The 17,547-nt window shown below is 43.5% G+C and carries 16 protein-coding genes; 9 read left to right on the top strand and 7 right to left on the bottom strand.

The window, feature by feature from the left end; genetic code table 11:
• Positions 1-149: 149 nt before the first annotated feature.
• Positions 150-1,280: a HipA domain-containing protein gene (locus tag AC6I3O_RS19400; RefSeq protein ID WP_497852274.1), complete on the top strand. Its 1,131-nt coding sequence runs from the start codon at positions 150-152 to the stop codon at positions 1,278-1,280.
• A gap of 223 nt (positions 1,281-1,503) precedes the next feature.
• Here the strand turns inward: AC6I3O_RS19400 and AC6I3O_RS19395 are convergent, their stop codons facing one another.
• Positions 1,504-1,860: a molecular chaperone Hsp90 gene (locus tag AC6I3O_RS19395; RefSeq protein ID WP_497852273.1), complete on the bottom strand. Its 357-nt coding sequence runs from the start codon at positions 1,858-1,860 to the stop codon at positions 1,504-1,506.
• A gap of 215 nt (positions 1,861-2,075) precedes the next feature.
• Between AC6I3O_RS19395 and AC6I3O_RS19390 the strand changes: the two genes are divergently transcribed.
• The 5 genes from AC6I3O_RS19390 (at position 2,076) to AC6I3O_RS19370 (ending at position 10,391) form a co-directional block, all read left to right on the top strand.
• Entirely contained in the window at positions 2,076-5,297 is a 3,222-nt protein-coding gene (locus AC6I3O_RS19390; RefSeq protein WP_497852272.1) for an alpha-mannosidase, read from the top strand.
• Positions 5,298-5,356: 59 nt separating this feature from the next.
• The gene (locus tag AC6I3O_RS19385; RefSeq protein ID WP_497852271.1) at positions 5,357-6,022 is read left to right on the top strand and encodes a YesL family protein; all 666 of its coding nucleotides are present in this window, start codon (positions 5,357-5,359) and stop codon (positions 6,020-6,022) included.
• 129 nt (positions 6,023-6,151) lie between these two features.
• Entirely contained in the window at positions 6,152-7,879 is a 1,728-nt protein-coding gene (locus tag AC6I3O_RS19380; protein ID WP_497852270.1) for a sensor histidine kinase, read from the top strand.
• A 36-nt stretch (positions 7,880-7,915) separates the two neighbouring features.
• Positions 7,916-9,148: a response regulator gene (locus AC6I3O_RS19375; protein ID WP_497852269.1), complete on the top strand. Its 1,233-nt coding sequence runs from the start codon at positions 7,916-7,918 to the stop codon at positions 9,146-9,148.
• 991 nt (positions 9,149-10,139) lie between these two features.
• On the top strand, positions 10,140-10,391 hold the full coding sequence (locus AC6I3O_RS19370; protein ID WP_497852268.1) for a hypothetical protein: 252 nt from the start codon (positions 10,140-10,142) through the stop codon (positions 10,389-10,391).
• Here the strand turns inward: AC6I3O_RS19370 and AC6I3O_RS19365 are convergent.
• The 5 genes from AC6I3O_RS19365 to AC6I3O_RS19345 all read right to left on the bottom strand — a co-directional run bounded on the left by AC6I3O_RS19365 (position 10,369) and on the right by AC6I3O_RS19345 (position 13,673).
• On the bottom strand, positions 10,369-10,989 hold the full coding sequence (locus AC6I3O_RS19365) for an RNPP family C-terminal domain-containing protein (RefSeq protein WP_497852267.1): 621 nt from the start codon (positions 10,987-10,989) through the stop codon (positions 10,369-10,371). The genes AC6I3O_RS19370 and AC6I3O_RS19365 overlap by 23 nt on opposite strands.
• 117 nt (positions 10,990-11,106) lie before the next feature.
• Complete coding sequence (locus AC6I3O_RS19360; protein WP_016220921.1) at positions 11,107-12,024, bottom strand: IS3 family transposase; 918 nt, start codon at positions 12,022-12,024, stop codon at positions 11,107-11,109.
• Positions 12,021-12,308, bottom strand: a complete 288-nt coding sequence (locus tag AC6I3O_RS19355; RefSeq protein ID WP_016220920.1) for a transposase — start codon at positions 12,306-12,308, stop codon at positions 12,021-12,023. The genes AC6I3O_RS19360 and AC6I3O_RS19355 overlap by 4 nt, the downstream gene beginning before the upstream one ends.
• Before the next feature lie 62 nt (positions 12,309-12,370).
• The gene (locus AC6I3O_RS19350; protein ID WP_497852266.1) at positions 12,371-12,664 is read right to left on the bottom strand and encodes a helix-turn-helix domain-containing protein; all 294 of its coding nucleotides are present in this window, start codon (positions 12,662-12,664) and stop codon (positions 12,371-12,373) included.
• A gap of 61 nt (positions 12,665-12,725) precedes the next feature.
• Positions 12,726-13,673, bottom strand: a complete 948-nt coding sequence (locus AC6I3O_RS19345) for a helix-turn-helix domain-containing protein (RefSeq protein ID WP_497852265.1) — start codon at positions 13,671-13,673, stop codon at positions 12,726-12,728.
• 442 nt (positions 13,674-14,115) lie between these two features.
• Between AC6I3O_RS19345 and AC6I3O_RS19340 the strand changes: the two genes are divergently transcribed.
• On the top strand, positions 14,116-15,531 hold the full coding sequence (locus AC6I3O_RS19340; RefSeq protein ID WP_497852264.1) for a S41 family peptidase: 1,416 nt from the start codon (positions 14,116-14,118) through the stop codon (positions 15,529-15,531).
• 19 nt (positions 15,532-15,550) lie between these two features.
• On the opposite strand, the gene AC6I3O_RS19335 is transcribed toward AC6I3O_RS19340, so the two are convergent.
• Positions 15,551-16,402: a hypothetical protein gene (locus AC6I3O_RS19335; RefSeq protein WP_497852263.1), complete on the bottom strand. Its 852-nt coding sequence runs from the start codon at positions 16,400-16,402 to the stop codon at positions 15,551-15,553.
• A gap of 409 nt (positions 16,403-16,811) precedes the next feature.
• Between AC6I3O_RS19335 and AC6I3O_RS19330 the strand changes: the two genes are divergently transcribed.
• Together AC6I3O_RS19330 and tnpB are read left to right on the top strand one after the other, a co-directional pair.
• A complete protein-coding gene (locus tag AC6I3O_RS19330) occupies positions 16,812-17,186 on the top strand; it encodes an IS66 family insertion sequence element accessory protein TnpA (protein WP_497850689.1) in 375 nt (124 codons plus the stop codon).
• Positions 17,176-17,538: an IS66 family insertion sequence element accessory protein TnpB gene (gene tnpB / locus AC6I3O_RS19325; RefSeq protein WP_497850690.1), complete on the top strand. Its 363-nt coding sequence runs from the start codon at positions 17,176-17,178 to the stop codon at positions 17,536-17,538. The genes AC6I3O_RS19330 and tnpB overlap by 11 nt, the downstream gene beginning before the upstream one ends.
• The last annotated feature ends 9 nt before the right edge of the window (positions 17,539-17,547 follow it).

Genomic DNA, 17,547 nt, shown 5'->3' with positions numbered 1-17,547 from the left:
AGCGCCGGCGTACAGGGAGAGGAACCTGTATGCCGGCGCTTTTTCTTACATATGCTTTAGCGCTTGTCTTTTACGGGCAGAATTGTTATACTTAACATATATCAGATTCGGAGCCTGACATATGTGGAAAAAGGGGGGAGGGCAGTGATATGGCTGGTGAAGGAAATGGCTTTGCGGGAGAACGGACAGTAAGGTATCTTCTGCTTAATAAAGATGTGGTGATTGCGGAATTTGAGGTGGATACGGTATATGATGATATAACAATTGTGAAACAGTATGTGGAATTACCGGATTGGTTTGGTAATTTAGACAGTTTTATCATAAAAAGACGAGCGCCAAAGCAAAGAGAGAATATCGAAGAGTTGTTACGTCTTAGTGGGTGCGATACTTTGCAGGGATTTTTGGATATCTCTCATGCGCTGTCTCTTGTAGATACATTTTGGGTAAAGCGTATAGACAGTGATCTATGTTGGAAAAACGTATCATTGTACACACATCCATTTAATGAAGTGATTGCGAAGATGGCGTTTGAGGGTGGTTTGCATGGCAGGCAGCTTAGTACCACGTCGCCAGAGTATGGTACGGATGGTTCGTTTGCGAAATGCTGGATTCGTGAAGGAGAAAAAATCCGGATGCTGAAGCGCGGAAGTTCAGGTGCGAGAAATGCTGGTCTGGAGCCCTATTCAGAGTTTTATGCAAGTCAGTTAGTGAAAATTTTTACGGATGATTTTGTGGCGTATGGTCTGAGAATGCACAATAAAAGGATTTGTTCCGTCTGTGATTTATTCACATCTGAGGATTATGGGTATCTTCCTTATGCTGCGGTTGATTCCAGAAGTTCGACATTAAAAGATGTATTGCGGAAAATGAAAGAACTTGGCCTTGAAGAAAAAGTGAAACAGATGTTTGTCATAGACGCCGTAATCCTGAACGAGGACAGGCATAAGAATAATTTTGGATTTATTGTAGATAACAGAACACAGGAAATCGTTACAATGGCGCCTCTGTTCGACCACAATATCTCCTTGCTGCCTTACGCAGAAGAAGGCGAGTTTGGGTACGGCGGCAATTATCTGAGGATGAAAGGCCCCCGAATCGGGGACGACTGGGTGAAAACTGCAGCCATGTGCCTTGACGCAAAAACCAGAAAGAATCTCATCCATTTATCAGATTTCAAATTCGAGAGACATAGGAATTATAATCTGCCGGATTGGAGGCTTCAAGACTTAGAAAACCTGATACACACGACCATTCAGAAGATATTAAGTTTTCCGAGTTAAAACAGATTTGCTTTCGTACTTAGGAGGTGGTACAATGCAAAATACAAATTTAGAAATTATTCAAAAAGCTATGGAAGAATATATATATCTAAAAAGTTTTCTTAATGTAGCCGGCGTTAATGTCACAGAATTGGACAAGATCAAAGAATAGAGTTGAATAGCTGCAGATGGTAAGGGTGCGGGAAGTATTGAAAAAGGCAAAACTTATTCCCGCACCTGCACATTACAAAAGCTCTTCTTTTTTCTCCAATATAGCCTCGCAAGCCGCACAAGCCGCGCAGTCACAGTACTTCGCCCCGGCAGCTTTTATCTCCTGCCCATGTGCAAGCACCTTTTTCGCCGTCTCCGCGCCGAACACCTGCGCCCCCATTTCCGACCCAGCAAATGCAATTAAGCCGTCAATGGGCATAATATCCTCTTCAAGCTCCGCAATCAAGTTCTTTGCCGCTTCTGCCTCCTTCTCTGTCCCGACAGCATCCAGCCAGTTTTTCGCCGCTTCTTTCGCCTCGGCACAGCAAGACTGCGCTTCAATCAATTCGTTTACCTTCTGAGTTACATAATCTTTTACTTCTGCGTTCATCCTATACTCCTTTCTTAGGAGGCCATTTTTGGCATCCAAATTCAATCATACCGCTCTTTCAAGGAAATCAATTTCTTTTATATAAAATTATACTATATAGGAATAAAAGTGTAAAGTGGACAAATTTCACCAAAACTAGAATTTTCTGAATTGCAATCTTCCATGCCCCATATTACAATGATTCTATAAGACAGGGCGATAACAAGGAGGATGTTATGTTTTTAACAGACAGAAAATTAGAAAGACGTATCAATGAGCTAGAGCAATACCGTTACCGTGATATCATTCCATTCAACAACTTTTGGGCGGCTGAAGAAGAACAGGGTGTAGTCAATCCTAAGCTGCCCAAGTTCCCACAGGAAGGAATCCCAATAGAGAAAGAAGCCGGACTTCGTCCGATAGGGGATACAATAAACACCGGCGATACATGGAAAGGACGCGACCGTTTCGTATGGCTGCATAAGGATATCCCGATTCCTGCCCAATGGAAAGGAAAAAAAGTAGTCGGCATCTTCGACTTCGGCAACACAGGCGGGGGAAATAATTCCGGATTTGAGTCTATGGCATATGTAAACGGAACCATGTATCAGGGCGTAGACGTTAACCACAAGGAACTCTTCTTCGACGAAGCCCTCTGCGGAACCACCGTAGACCTCACCTTCCGCCTGTGGTCAGGGTTAGAAGGCGGCGGCGTCCCGAAAGAGCAGGAACACCGGATTGCCCGCGCCGACCTTGCATGGCTGGACGAGAAAGCAGACGACCTTTATTACATGGCGTCCATGGTATATCAGACCTTGGCAGAACTTGCCGATTCAGACCCTATCCAGCATGAGCTGCGCAAGGCGCTGGAACAAGCCTTCTGCCTGATTGACTGGACATACCCGGGCAGCGGGGAATTCTACGAGTCTGTGTACCAGGCAGATGAAGCGCTGAATGCAAGCATAGACAAGATGGATAAGCGCTCCATGATAAATGTTTATTGCGTAGGGCATACCCACATCGACGTGGCGTGGCTGTGGCGGCTGAAACACACAAGAGAAAAATGCTCCCGCTCCTTTTCCACCGTATTTCGTCTGATGGAGCAGTATCCCGAATACATTTTCCTCCAGACACAGCCGCAGCTCTACGAGTATATGAAAGAGGAATTCCCGGATATATTTGCAAATATCAAGAAAAGAGTGCAGGAGGGACGTTGGGAAGCCGACGGCAGTATGTGGGTAGAAGCCGACTGCAACCTGACAAGCGGGGAATCCCTGACAAGGCAGATACTCATCGGCAGCAAGTTTATCAAAGACGAGTTCGGCAAGGACGTGGAATACCTCTGGCTTCCCGACGTGTTCGGCTACTCTTGGGCAATCCCTCAGATATTGAAGAAAGCCGGAATCAATACCTTTATGACGACCAAAATCAGTTGGAACCAGTACAACCGTATGCCCCACGATACATTTATGTGGAAAGGAATCGACGGCAGCGAAGTACTGACTCACTTTATCACCACGCCGGAGCCTTGGAGAGAGCGGGATTCCTGGTTCTACACCTACAATGGGAATCTGCTTCCAAGAACCGTAAAAGGCGTGTGGGACGCATACCGGGATAAACAGATGAACCAAGACCTGCTGATTTCCTTCGGTTACGGAGACGGGGGCGGCGGCGTGAACCGCGACATGCTGGAATGCCGCAGAAGGCTCGACAAGATTCCCGGCCTTCCAAACGTGAAGATGTCAACGGCAGGAGAATATTTCAGGAAACTGCATGAGACCGTAGAAAATACGGATCAGTACGTCCACACATGGGACGGGGAGCTGTATCTGGAGTACCACAGGGGAACCTACACAAGCCAGGCATATAACAAGCGCATGAACCGGAAAATGGAGCTGCTCTATCGGAGAGCCGAATGGCTTACCGTAATGGACGCCCTGCAGTCACGTAATCTGGCAGAGGCAAAGCAGGAGGAGCTGACCAAAGGGTGGAAACACATCCTGACAGACCAGTTCCATGATATCATCCCAGGCTCCTCCATCCATGAGGTGTACGAGGACTCCCGGAAAGACTATGCATATATCGAAGGAATTGCCAGGGAAGTCGAAGAGAAGGCATATGCACATATCACAGAGAAGAAAGAAAATACATACACCGTCTTCAACTCTTCTGGTTGGACCATGAGCCAGATTGTGGCTGTCCCGCAGGAACAGGATGGGATTTATCTGGATGAAGAGGGTAATCAATTAATTTCCCAGAAGGGACAGGGTGTGACTTATGTAGAAGTAAAGGACGTTCCGTCTATGGGCGCAAAGACGATTTATCTTAAAGAAGAGGCGGAAGAATGTGCGGCAGGCTGTGGGGCAGAGAAGCCTTTCAAAAGTAAGGGGATTCCAGAGAAGAATACAAATCTTGCGGCAGAAGCAGGGATGAAAGGCAGAGAGATTGAAACGCCGTACTATCAGATATCCCTGAACCAGTACGGACAGATTACAAGACTGTACGACAAGACCTACGCCAGAGACGTTATTCCGGAAGGGCAGCGGGCAAACGTACTCCAAGTATTCGAGGATAAGCCCCTTGATTTCGACGCATGGGATATTGACATCTTTTATCAGGAAAAGATGCGGGAAATCACTGACCTAAGGACATTTGAGATTACGGAAATGGGACCACTATGTATGAAGGTTCATATGGAGTGGAATTTCAACCGGGCTTCTGCTATTAAACAGGACATGATTCTTTACCGCGGCACCCGTAGAATCGATTTTCGGACAGAAGTAGATTTCCATGAACAGCACCAGCTTTTAAAAGCGGCGTTCCCGGTAGATATCCGCTCTACCTACGGCACCTACGACGTGCAGTACGGCAATGTGCGGCGCCCGAACCATTGGAACACAAGCTGGGATCAGGCGAAATTTGAGACGGTGGCCCACCGCTTTGCAGATTTGTCTGAGCGTAATTATGGCGTGAGTATCCTGAACGACTGCAAATATGGACACGATATCAAGGATAATGTACTGCGGATATCCTTATTAAGGGCAGGAACCCATCCGGACCATTTGCAGGATCAGGGATTCCATACATTTACCTATGCGTTGCTGCCCCATAAAGGGGATTTCGTAGAGGGAATGACAGTTCCGGAAGCGTTTGCACTGAATGAGCCGATGCAAGCCGTGGCAGGGGCAAGCAGCCTTTCCTACGACAGCTTCCTCTCCTTCGATAATGGGCAGGTTGAGCTGGATGCTGTGAAGAAATCTGAGGATGGGAAATATATTGTGGTCCGTTTCCATGAGTTTGCAGGAGCAAGGCAGGATGTCACTGTTACGGCAGGTTTCCCATACCGGGCATGGGCGGAATGTGATTTGCGGGAACGTCCGATAGCGGAGTTCGTGCAGGGTGAAATACAGATGAACCTCCATGCATATGAGATTAAGACGATATTGATGGAACTATAATTTGCTGTGCAGTCAGGAGCGGCGGGCTTTCGGGACGGAACAGGAGAGAGGAGAAAAAGATGGAAGAATTATTTAACATAGAAAAAGTATTGGGGTTTTGTGAAAAGGTGTGCTATTTTTTCACGGTGAACCTGTTGTTTATGATTTCCAATACTCCGGTATTGCTTTTCCTCTTGTTTGTGGGCGCCGGGCAGATTCGGGAATGCCTCCCGCTGTTCCTTGTGTGCCTGCTCCCTATGGCTCCTTCATTGTCGGCTGTGATGTATGCGATGAACCGGCTGATACGTGGGATGGAAGGGAAGGCGCTTAGGGATTATAAGAAGGGATACACAAGGGATTTTCTCCGGAAGGCAGGTCTTGGGGCAGACCAACTGATGTTCATCCTAATGTGCTGGACGAACATCGAGTTCTTCGCGGTGCAGTTTAGAATCCTTCCCCTTGCAATCCTGTTTATTCTGCTGTTTGCGGCAGCAGTCCTTGTTACGCCGAACCTCTATATGCTTGCCAGCCGATATGACATGGGGAATATGCAGACAACAAAAACGGCAGTTACCCTGTTGTTTGCAAAACCGGTTGCAACCCTTGGAAATATTGTGGCGCTGCTCCTTGTTCTTGCGGCGTTCGAGATAGCGGCGGGGACGACCGTGCTGTTCATGGGGAGTGCGTATGGGTTTCTGGTGATGTTTATGAATCAAAGCGTTATGCAGCAATTAGAAAATAAGTGAAATAATGAGCGTTCCAAAAAGCAGATAGCCTTTGGGAGCATTCAAGGGTAAGGAAATGCAGGAAATACTGCATTTCCTTGTTGATATTTAGATGTTTTTTATTCCGAAATGAAAGAAAGGAAATTCAGGATGGAAATCAAGGGCTCAAAACAGCTATACCATAAATTGTTTTTTATCTATACGGTAATCTTAGTCTGCGCGATATCGGCATTGGTCATTTTCTTCCTTAACAGCACTAAGAACCGTTTTTTAGAACAGAGTATTAGCTACACGGAAATGATGAGTGAATCTGCCGTCTCTTACCTTGAGGATACATCCGATATTGCAGAGTATATCCATGAAGATTTGTACAGTTCCAGCATAGAGTTGAACGATGTGCTTCATTACTTGACAGACGAACCAGACGTTTACCTGCAGCACCGTCTGGATACCTATATCGCAAACAAATACAGTGAATACAAGGGAATCGTGAAATTTTTCCTGGATGCGTTTCAGGCATACGGAAGCTTAAACCGTATTACCCTGTTCAGTTATGGGCGGGATGAAATCACAGAATACACAAGAGACGGGAAGAGTTATCGGAGAGCCGGGGATGAGGAGTTCAAGAAATCCTTTGGAAACGGCTGTCTGGTAGAGGAGGATTGTTTTTCCTATCTCAAGGAAATCCGCGACCCGGCGACCATGCAGGTCAAAGGCTGTATGATTCTGCGGTTCAGGAGTAAGAAATTTGAATCCATCTGGCAGTATTATTCCCGCGCGGAACTGCTTGTGTACCATGATGCCGGGATGGTAGTGTACGATTCTTCAAGGGAGCACGAAATTACAGATATTCTGGCGGCAGATGATAACGGAACACTGGAGGATTTGCTGGGAGCCTATGTGGAGCAGGCCCAGCGCGGTGAATACCATACCGTAAGCTATCTGGAAAAGAAACGGGCGGCGGCAGTCCCGCTGTCTATTGTCGTAATGTCCGTTCTGGTTGGAATTGCCGTGATGGCGTTAGGGGAACTGTTTGTAAGATATCATTTGCAGCACCTTGCCAAACGGCTGAACCGGATTCTGGACGGGATGACAAAAGTAATGGACGGAGACTTAGGGGTACGTATCCCCACAGATAAAAACGGGGATGAACTGGATGTGATTGCCCAATATTTTAACGAAATGTGCGTCAAACTGGACGGGCATATCAAGAAGCAGTACCTTGCGGAAATTGAGCAGAAAAATGCAGAGATGGATGCACTCCAAAGCCAGATTAACCCGCATTTTCTGTACAATACGTTGGAGGCTGTCCGCATGAAAGCTATCTGTAACGGCGACCGGGAAGTCGGGAAGATGCTCTACAGCCTGGCGGTCACATTTCGGGCGCAGATTAAAGAGGCGGATGTCATAACGCTGGCACAAGAACTGCATTATTGCAAGAAATATATGGAGCTTTTTGAGTTCCGGTATCAGAACCAGTTTCAGGCAAATGTGGAATGCCCGGAAGAGTATCTCCGGACGCCGATTATCAAGTTCGTGTTACAGCCTGTGATTGAAAATTATTTTATCCACGGTATCCGGTTGAAGGAGCAGGATAATTTTATCAGGATTATCGTGGAGAAGGAAGAAGGATACAGGATTATCGTGGAAGATAACGGGAAAGGAATGACGAAAGAGGCGATTGCGGCGAAGAACCAGGAGCTGGAACATGATACCATGGAGAAACATTCATCCATCGGGATAGCCAATGTCAACCGGAGATTGAAAGCCGTGTATGGAAAAGAGTGTGGAATCCGCCTGGAAACAAGGGACGGCAGAGGGCTTCGAGTGATATTAAGATTCAAGCCGGATGGAGGCGGGAGTGGAAGCATAGGATGAAAAAGGGAACGTGCATGGGAAATGGGAGATAGAGTGATGAAAAAGGTAATGATTGTGGAGGATGAGGAGCTGATATTACAGGGAATCCGTAATATTGTGGACTGGGAGGATTTGGGGCTCAAGGTGGTGCATATGGCGCACGACGGCGTGGAGGCTCTTGAAATGTGGGAGAAGGAGCCGGTACATATTGTGGTGACGGATATCAGCATGCCGGAGATGGATGGGCTAACCCTCCTTAGGAACATTCGGGAGAAAGAAGAGCAGGTGAGATTCATTATCCTGACCGGTTACGACGAGTTTGCATATGCCAGAGAAGCAGTCCGGCTGGATGTTGAGAATTATATTTTAAAACCAATCAATGAAGAAGAACTGGAACGCCAGCTTAGGGAAACCGTGAGGAAGCTGGAAGAGATGGACAAGAAGAAACTGCAATATATTGATGAAAAAACACAGTGGCTGCATTTCCTGAACGGGAATTCTGATAGAGCCGAATCGGAAAAATTTGCGGCAATGCTGGGACTTGCACCGGAGGGCGAAAGTTACTATGCAGCCGTGATGAAATGGAATATGAAAGGGCTGAAAGAGAAAAAAATTACGGATATGATTGTCGAACTGAAGAAGGAAGAGGGACTTAGAATCGTACATCTTCCTCCTGACAGCCTGCTTATGGTGCTGCGCATAGAAGCAGACAGTGCAGATGAAAACAGGGTGGCAGAAGGCAAAGTGTGGGAATATTTTACAGAGCTTCAGAATAGCATGGAAAGCAGATTTAATATTATGACCTTTATCTGCATAGGAAATTCTTTTACAAGACTGGAACAATTGCCGGAAGTTTACCGTGGTGCAAGAAAACTTCAAAAGTATCTGATCATTGAGGGATATGGGAATTGTATCAGCCTTCGACAGATTCAGGACAGAAAAACGGAGTCAATCCGTATGGATGAAACACAGCTTAGGAAATTCATCCTGAAAAAGGAAAAAGAAGCGGCAGTCAGCTACATCGAAGATTTGTTTATCAATAATATCCGGAAGGATGCCGCCGTAAGTTCTCTGTACCAGATGGCGGTGAAGATGGCGGTACTTCTGCAGGATATTAAGAAAGAGTATAAGCTGGAATCCGTCTTGATTGCGGCGGTTTTCCTCTTGATTGCGGCGATTTACCTCTTTCCAGTGTTCAATCTCTTCCTGATTCCGCTTATCCTGCTCTTTCCACCGTTTATTTTCCTCCTGAAGTTCATCAATCATATAACGTACCGTATTTCTGTCTAATTCATACAATTCCTTTGAAAACATACCCATCACCTGCTCTATATTCTGGCAAATCTCATATACCTGCGCATACATCGGCTTGAAATCCGGGTACTTCTCAATCAGCGCAATGATATCCTCCGGCGCATCGCTGCTCAGGAAAGTAAGCCATCCGTTCAGCCGATTCTTTATATTTTTATTTTGCTGGTTTTTTCTGTAGATGTCAAGCGCAACAAAGACAAATTTCTGCAAAAGGTTGAGCTTTAACCCGGTATTTGATTCTTGCTGGAATTTGTGGATATATTTATCCGGAAATTGATGGAACTCAGGAGTGCTTTTCTCGAATAGGACGATGGTATAGACACTGGAAATCTTGCGTTTTCCCTTTTTCCCAAGCAATAAGGAGATTAACTCTTCGAGCCGTTCCGGATAAATTTCCGGATTCAGTATTGCCTTTATACAAAAGTCATAGAGCATCTTAACACCTTTTGCGCCCGTACAGAAATCGAGGAACTCTTCCCGCTGTTTTTCTTGCCAACTATGAAAGATACCTTCCAGCTCTTTTGAGCCATGGATTTTCCCCAAGATTTCTTCACGGCTTTGAAGCGTTGGAAAATATGTCCGTAATGAATTTGCCAAATATAATCCCTCCTCGTAAAATCTCCGTGAACATTGTTAAATTAATCTCTAAAATCTTTTATTGGGTAAATGTTTTATAATAGATAATGCCTATATTTTCTGGGAAAGAAACGATAGATACAAACCACTGACTATAGGAGAAAAAAGAATTTCAGATTGGACGTCATTTTTCTTATGGGTTTATTCTATCATTATCTGAAAGTTTTCTCAATTACATTTGTGCGACATTTTTCGACAAGAGAAGTTTTAAATTTAGAGATGCTAAAGCCTATCGTCAGGCGTTAAAGATAAAAAACCCAGAACGATGCGGTGTTCTGGGGAGATTGTGGTGTATTCTGTTGCCATAAGAAAAAGAAAGGATGGTTTTACCAAAATGAAAAACAAATTAACGGCACTATTGGCGGCGTTGTTGCTGAGCATCTCTTTGCTGCATACGGAGGTCTATGCCAGTCTGAATCCCTATTCCGAAAAACCTTCGGAGGTCTTAAAAAAAGTGAAGTTGGAAAATGAAATAATCTCAGGAGAATTGGAATTATGGGATTGTTACGGTTTCAGGAATGGTACACTAATCCATCCATTCCAGAACCGGGCAGTTGGGATGATTAGAAGGAAAAGTTCATATTAAAGTTTTTTTTCGCCGTTTCTTCAAGAAGAAGTCGGTTGCGGTCGTTTCCAATCACTTTATAGAGACAGTGTGCATCCCAATAGTACTTTTTACATTTTTCAGGATCTCCTTTGTGGAAATAGCATTCTCCCTGAAGTTCCAGAAGCCCAGGGAGGAATCGGTAATGAGCGTATTCTATACAAGCATTTTGTCCTAGCGTTGCAATCTCAAGTGCGTCGTCATATCGTCCCGCTATAAAGAGTGTACGTGTGTAGTTATGAGCAATTAAGATAAGTTTTCTGCCGTATCGAGGTAACTTACGATAATGTTTTTGCACGTACCTAAGCAATTGGCGGTAGATGTCGATTGCTTGGTTTAGCTGTTCCATATTTACATAAATATTTGCAAGCAGATTAATTAAGGTAGATTCATCCAGACTATACAAACCACGATTAATTTCCTCAAAATCAAAATTAGGAATTGTTATGTGTAGAGCTTCCAGTGTAAGTTTAAATTCTTCGTCTAGACTGTAAGGTCTATTTGGCTTTCCAAAGCTTATCTTCATGGCAAAAATGTATTGGCGGATGATTCGTTCATCTGGTTTTGCGAGTTTTTCCAATTTTTCTAGCTTTTGTAACCCGGTCTTTCTAATGTCATGCCGCTTTTCAGAAGTAGTGGTACTATGTCAAGAAAAAGTACAAGTTAAAAGTGAACTTTTCTTACAACCTTCCATTTTTTATCCAGCCAATCTTTCCATCTTATTCAATTTCTGTTCATACACATTCTCGTATTCATTTGGTGATAGATATCCACAATGACTGTGGATTCTTACCGTATTATAAAATGTCTCTATGTATTCAAATACCAATTTATAGGCATGTTCATAATTTTTTATTTTAAATCGATTCAGCCATTCTCTTTTGATCAATGCATGAAAGGATTCAATACAGGCATTATCCCATGGATACGCTTTTTTCGAATAACTTCTCTTCATTCCAATGGTTGCCTCTACATACTCCCTGCACACATACTGGATCCCCCGGTCTGTATGCAGAATTAAGGGTTTCTCCACATTCCTCCTTCTTTTTGCCTTTTCTACCGCTTTTACGACATGTTTTGCTTCTAATGTATTACTTAATACCCATGAGATGATCTTTCTCGAGTACAGATCCATAATACTCGTTAAGTATACAAAGCCCTCGTAAGTCCAGATATAAGTGATATCCGAACACCAGACTGCATCCGGTTCTTCCGGATTAAATTTTTCTTTCAGAATATTTCTCAGCCTACTGCTTAGATCCGGTTCGATTGTTGTAACGGTATAAGGTTTCACGTACTGTGCTTTGATCCCCAATTCCCTCATATAATTCCCCACTGTTTTGTCTGCTATTTTTTCTCCTTCCCTGCGCAGACATTCTGCTATTTTGGGGGCTCCATAATTCTGATGGGATTCCTGATAAATCTCAACGATCCTCTCTTTTATCTGCTCCTTTCTCTTCTCCCGGGTGGAAGGGAGGCGGTTTTTCCATGCAAGGTATCCGCTTCTTGAAACACCTAAGATCCTCAGCACACCAGAGACATTCGGCCGGCGTTTCCCCTCTTCCAGAAGCTGCTCTTCATACCGGGCAGTCTCCAGGAAGAGAGCCTCTGTCATTTTCCCAGTATGCCGATTGCTTTTTTTAAGATATCTAAAGCATCTTGTGTATCACGTAGCTCTTTACGCAGGCGTGCAAGTTCCTTTGCATCATCACTCTCAAAATTCCCCCTTCCTCTGGTTGGGACTGTCCCCTCATTTGCATCATATATCTTTCTCCAGTTAGAAAGAGCTGTCTTACTAATCCCCAGATTCTTTGCACACTTAGCAATCCCAAGCTCTGGATGTTCCTTCCAATACCTTACTGCATCATTCTTAAATTCTTCTGTATATTGTGTAGCCATGTTCATTCCTCCATCTGTTCTATTATACTTTCCTGTTGGGAATTTTCCATGTCTAACTTGTACTAATTATATTCTAACACCATAGAGCGCTCAAACCGGACAATATCAGCACGAATCTCATCCTGTAAAGTTTTTATTTCCAATTCGTTCTGGTTTAACAAGGCGAAATACTGGTCGTCTGGCAATCCCAGCCGTTGAAGAAAAGTACAGATACGAGTATAGGATGGGATTTGTTTCCCGTTTTCCATACGAGAAATCGTAATTGGTTCACAGATGCCTTCACATAACTGTTCCTGAGTAATTCCCTGTCTTATTCGTTCTTGTTTGATGTATTCTCCCAAGGATAATTCTCTCATGAGGCTCCCCCTTATCTTGTCATGTAGGAATGATTTCCCTTGTCAATTTAATGACATGGGACTAAAATGGATATTTCAAATCTAGTTTTTCTTTTACTTCATTTTCAATAAGAAGCCGTCCGTAGTCATTTCCGGTTTCTTTATAGAGACAGTATGCCGCCCGATAGAATTCTTTGCAGTTCTCCAGCTCATCATTATAGAAATAGCATTTCCCCAGAAGCGCTAGAAGTTCAGGAAGAAATTGATAGTGACCATACTTTACGCAAACTTCCTGTCCGAATTTGGCAATCTCAAGCGCGTCTTCATACCTCTTTGTTAGGAGGAGTGTACGGGTATAACCAAGGGCAATTAAAGCAAACTTTTCAGCATATCGGGACGTCTCACATTTGGAACTTTGCGTATATTTAAACAAATGACGGTATATGTCAAGTGCTTTATTCGATTGACCCATCTTTGCATATATGTACGCAATCTGGTATATCAACGAAGTCTCATCCAAGCTGGACAGACCTAAGTTGAAAGTTTCCGGATTACAGTTAGGAACTGTGATGTGAAGGGCTTCCAGTAAACCCTCCAACGCTTCCTTGGAACTGTAAGAACCGTCCGGCTTGCCGAAGGTTATCTTCATAGTTAAAATGAATTGGCGGATGATTCGGTCGTCTGGTTCCGCGAGACATTCCAGTCTCTCCAGTTTTTGTAACCCTGCCGCTTGGATATCGGGCTGATTTTCCGGTACGGCTTGGGAAAAACGGACGGCATCGGCGCGAATCTCGTCCTGTAAGCCCTTGATTTCCAGTTCGTTTTCGCTTAATACAGCGAAATATCGGTCGTCCGGTAGGGAAAGACGCTGCAGGAAAGCGCGGATTCGATTGTAGGAAGGGGTCTGTTTGTCGTTTTCCATGCGGGAAACAGTAATGGGTTCGCAGATGCCTTCGCACAACTGTTCCTGTGTAACCCCTTGTTTCAGCCGTTCTTGGCGGATATACTCGCCAAGGAATAGTTCTTTCATAAAGTTGTCTCCTTTAATATAATAATGATGTTATTATGTTATATTATTATACTCAAGTCAAGAGAAGTGTTAATATTTTAAATTATTATGGCAATTCACAGGAAATAATGAAAAATATGGATAGATTTATTGTGTAAGAAAGGATTTGTATATATAATAATCTTATTACCATGCGGTATTTCCACCGTTAAGTTAAGAAGATTAGGTTGTCGTTTTGCATTATTTAAAAGAAACAAGGGGCGATATGGGAAGTTCAGGCGGGGTGTGGTAATGTATAATCACACCAAGGGACGTGAGAACGATACGTAGTATCCTTAAATTGCTGAATAGTATAATGTATTGTACGTTTCCGGATGTCCCCAAAAACATTCTAAGAAAAAATAGTAATGAAGTGTATTTTTGTAGCCTTCAAATAAATTGAAATATAAAGGATGTGGTATAGATGGAGAAAAAAAGATTATTGCAAATTTTAATATACGTTATGTTAGTAACATTTATTCTTTCGGGATGTCAGCCATTGACTCAAACTGGCAAGAAAGATACAGAGCAGGATCAGGAAACACAAATTGAGGAAGTATGGATCGAAAATCCGATTCCGGAAGAGGAAAGAAAGGACATTGAAGGTTCAGATCAAATGGGAAATGCAGAGTGCGAAATGTTTATTAATGCAATTTCTCCGAGTGAACCGCTGAACCTGACAACAGAACAAAAGCTGGAAGACTTTGATTTTTTTTGGAATAAGATTCAGGAGAAAGTCTATTGCCTGGAAGACATTCTGGCGGAAGTGGGGATAGATTATGAGGAAAGTATTGCCGAATTTCGGGAAGAGATGTCCAAAAGTCAGAATGACTATGAGTTTTATAAGATTCTGAATGATTCTGCTCAAATGGTAAGAGGAAATTGGCATGTCAAATTAGTCATGCCTTATACTGCATTGCTGGAAGGGATCACCCTCAGCAAGACGATTGGCCAAATTAAAGAAACAGACGGAGATGAGACGGATCACAGGTTAAAGTACTGGGATGTATTATTAGTGCAAAACGATATGAATTACAGGACGAACCGCAGGTCGAATGGGGAAAGCGGAGAAATGCCAGAATTAAAAATCATAAATGAGAAAACGGCAATGATCACACTCCCAACATTTTATTACAGTTTTCAGAGGGAAGAAGCCGGAGAGCTTTTGATCGAATATATGAAACAGGTTTCTGATTATGAGAATGTTATTTTTGATATGAAAGGAAACCGGGGAGGAATTAATAGTTTCTTTTATGATAACCTAATCGCTCCGAATATTGATGAACCATTGACATATACGATATACCCGATTTTTAAAATGGCAGAAGAGCTCCTTGGGGCAAACATGGTTACGCCTACAGATGATATTCCGGGAGAGTTTCGCCTTGGATACAAAGGAATAAAAAACTACCAATCTGAACCGATTTCACAGTTGCCGGAGGAGGAGAAAGGTGACTTTGGGAATGCAGATCATTTTATGAGATATGAGCGGACTGTTTTTCCGAGGTATGACCATAAGATTCTGGACGGGAAATTGTGGTTATTGACTTATCCGGAGAATTATTCCTCAGCAGAAGAATTTGCAATCAGTTGTAAAAAGACAGGCTTTGCAACCCTGGTAGGGAAACAGACAAAAGGGGATGGAGGGGCAGGCATTATGGGTTTGAGATTTGAACTTCCAAACAGCAGACTGTACGGCAGTGTCCAATGCGTATGGACATTAAATGAAGATGGAACAAGTAATATGGAGGAAGGCACAAAGCCGGACATCGAATCTCCCGAGGGCGAGACGCCGCTTGAAACCTGCCTGCGGGTGATTGGAGAGTCTGAGAAGCAATAGTTCGTGTGAAAGAGGAGTGTCAGAATGACCTCCTCTTTAACCCCGTTTTCCGTCCTAATTCCTTGCGCAGACGCTTAATTTCTTGTTTCAAATATAAATTTTCCTCTTGATTGCGGCAATTTACCTCTTTCCAGTGTTCAATCTCTTCCTGATTCCGCTTATCCTGCTCTTTCCACTGCTTATCCTGCTCTTTCCACCGTTTATTTTCCTCCTGAAGTTCATCAATCATATAACGTACCGTATTTCTGTCTAATTCATACAATTCCTTTGAAAACATACCCATCACCTGCTCTATATTCTGGCAAATCTCATATACCTGCGCATACATCGGCTTGAAATCCGGGTACTTCTCAATCAGCGCAATGATATCCTCCGGCGCATCGCTGCTCAGGAAAGTAAGCCATCCGTTCAGCCGATTCTTTATATTTTTATTTTGCTGGTTTTTTCTGTAGATGTCAAGCGCAACAAAGACAAATTTCTGCAAAAGGTTGAGCTTTAACCCGGTATTTGATTCTTGCTGGAATTTGTGGATATATTTATCCGGAAATTGATGGAACTCAGGAGTGCTTTTCTCGAATAGGACGATGGTATAGACACTGGAAATCTTGCGTTTTCCCTTTTTCCCAAGCAATAAGGAGATTAACTCTTCGAGCCGTTCCGGATAAATTTCCGGATTCAGTATTGCCTTTATACAAAAGTCATAGAGCATCTTAACACCTTTTGCGCCCGTACAGAAATCGAGGAACTCTTCCCGCTGTTTTTCTTGCCAACTATGAAAGATACCTTCCAGCTCTTTTGAGCCATGGATTTTCCCCAAGATTTCTTCACGGCTTTGAAGCGTTGGAAAATATGTCCGTAATGAATTTGCCAAATATAATCCCTCCTCGTAAAATCTCCGTGAACATTGTTAAATTAATCTCTAAAATCTTTTATTGGGTAAATGTTTTATAATAGATAATGCCTATATTTTCTGGGAAAGAAACGATAGATACAAACCACTGACTATAGGAGAAAAAAGAATTTCAGATTGGACGTCATTTTTCTTATGGGTTTATTCTATCATTATCTGAAAGTTTTCTCAATTACATTTGTGCGACATTTTTCGACAAGAGAAGTTTTAAATTTAGAGATGCTAAAGCCTATCGTCAGGCGTTAAAGGTAAACGGTAGATAGCGAGTACCTCGACTAAAGGCACAAAATATGTGACAATAGACATATTTCTATTATGAGTATCAAAAGTTAAGCCTTAACTTTTGATACCGGTATATGGAGGTAAGTCTATGAATTCAAAAACAACAACAATAGCTGAACACTATCGTCTTCAACAGTGGGCTGCACAGATCAAAGATTGCCAGAATCGTCCGGAAGGAATGCGCATTACAGAGTGGTGTATCCAGAATGGTATTACAAAAGGTAATTATTATTATCGGCTCCGCCGCGTAAGGGAAGCTTATCTGAATGGTCTTTCGAAAGAAAATGGCTTACAGGACATTGTACCAGTAGATGCACAATTCCTGTGCCAGACCCGGACGGCTCCGGATGTCCTTTTTCAAGGATTGGATATTTCACTGGCAGGATGTTCGATTCATGTGGCTGAAACCACTTCCATGAAGCTTCTGTCAGCAGTCCTGGAGGTGATCCGGAATGCTGAATGATGCGACCTGCTTTCAGGCGGTCTATATCGTATGCGGATATACAGATCTCCGATCAGGAATAGACCGTTTGGCGGCTATCCTTGAAACCCAGACGGGTAATAAACCATATTTACCGGACACTCTTTACCTTTTCTGCGGAAGACGTGCTGACCGTATCAAGGGACTGGTATGGGAAGGTGACGGCTGGCTCCTGCTATATAAAAGACTGGCAGAAAGCAGGTTCCAATGGCCGCGCAGCGCGGAAGAAGTAAAGTCATTGACACAGCAGCAGTTCCGCTGGTTAATGGAAGGCCTTACGATCACACCCAAGAAATCCGTAAAAGCAGTAAGACCGCCGGAATATATGGGGTAAGATTGTGCA

The organism is Sporofaciens sp. St.21A7 (assembly GCF_059728535.1).
Note: the sequence above shows the minus strand (reverse complement) of the source record. Positions and strands in the feature narration are given on the sequence as shown.

Excerpts from the sequence above, each read along its gene's own strand:
- AC6I3O_RS19370 (WP_497852268.1), top strand. The coding sequence starts at position 10,140 with ATGAAAAACAAATTAACGGCACTATTGGCGGCGTTGTTGCTGAGCATC.
- AC6I3O_RS19355 (WP_016220920.1), bottom strand. The coding sequence starts at position 12,308 with ATGGCTACACAATATACAGAAGAATTTAAGAATGATGCAGTAAGGTAT.
- AC6I3O_RS19340 (WP_497852264.1), top strand. The coding sequence starts at position 14,116 with ATGGAGAAAAAAAGATTATTGCAAATTTTAATATACGTTATGTTAGTA.
- AC6I3O_RS19375 (WP_497852269.1), top strand. The coding sequence starts at position 7,916 with ATGAAAAAGGTAATGATTGTGGAGGATGAGGAGCTGATATTACAGGGA.
- AC6I3O_RS19360 (WP_016220921.1), bottom strand. The coding sequence starts at position 12,024 with ATGACAGAGGCTCTCTTCCTGGAGACTGCCCGGTATGAAGAGCAGCTT.
- AC6I3O_RS19350 (WP_497852266.1), bottom strand. The coding sequence starts at position 12,664 with ATGAGAGAATTATCCTTGGGAGAATACATCAAACAAGAACGAATAAGA.
- AC6I3O_RS19385 (WP_497852271.1), top strand. The coding sequence starts at position 5,357 with ATGGAAGAATTATTTAACATAGAAAAAGTATTGGGGTTTTGTGAAAAG.
- AC6I3O_RS19400 (WP_497852274.1), top strand. The coding sequence starts at position 150 with ATGGCTGGTGAAGGAAATGGCTTTGCGGGAGAACGGACAGTAAGGTAT.
- AC6I3O_RS19390 (WP_497852272.1), top strand. The coding sequence starts at position 2,076 with ATGTTTTTAACAGACAGAAAATTAGAAAGACGTATCAATGAGCTAGAG.
- AC6I3O_RS19345 (WP_497852265.1), bottom strand. The coding sequence starts at position 13,673 with ATGAAAGAACTATTCCTTGGCGAGTATATCCGCCAAGAACGGCTGAAA.
- AC6I3O_RS19330 (WP_497850689.1), top strand. The coding sequence starts at position 16,812 with ATGAATTCAAAAACAACAACAATAGCTGAACACTATCGTCTTCAACAG.
- AC6I3O_RS19380 (WP_497852270.1), top strand. The coding sequence starts at position 6,152 with ATGGAAATCAAGGGCTCAAAACAGCTATACCATAAATTGTTTTTTATC.
- AC6I3O_RS19395 (WP_497852273.1), bottom strand. The coding sequence starts at position 1,860 with ATGAACGCAGAAGTAAAAGATTATGTAACTCAGAAGGTAAACGAATTG.
- tnpB (WP_497850690.1), top strand. The coding sequence starts at position 17,176 with ATGCTGAATGATGCGACCTGCTTTCAGGCGGTCTATATCGTATGCGGA.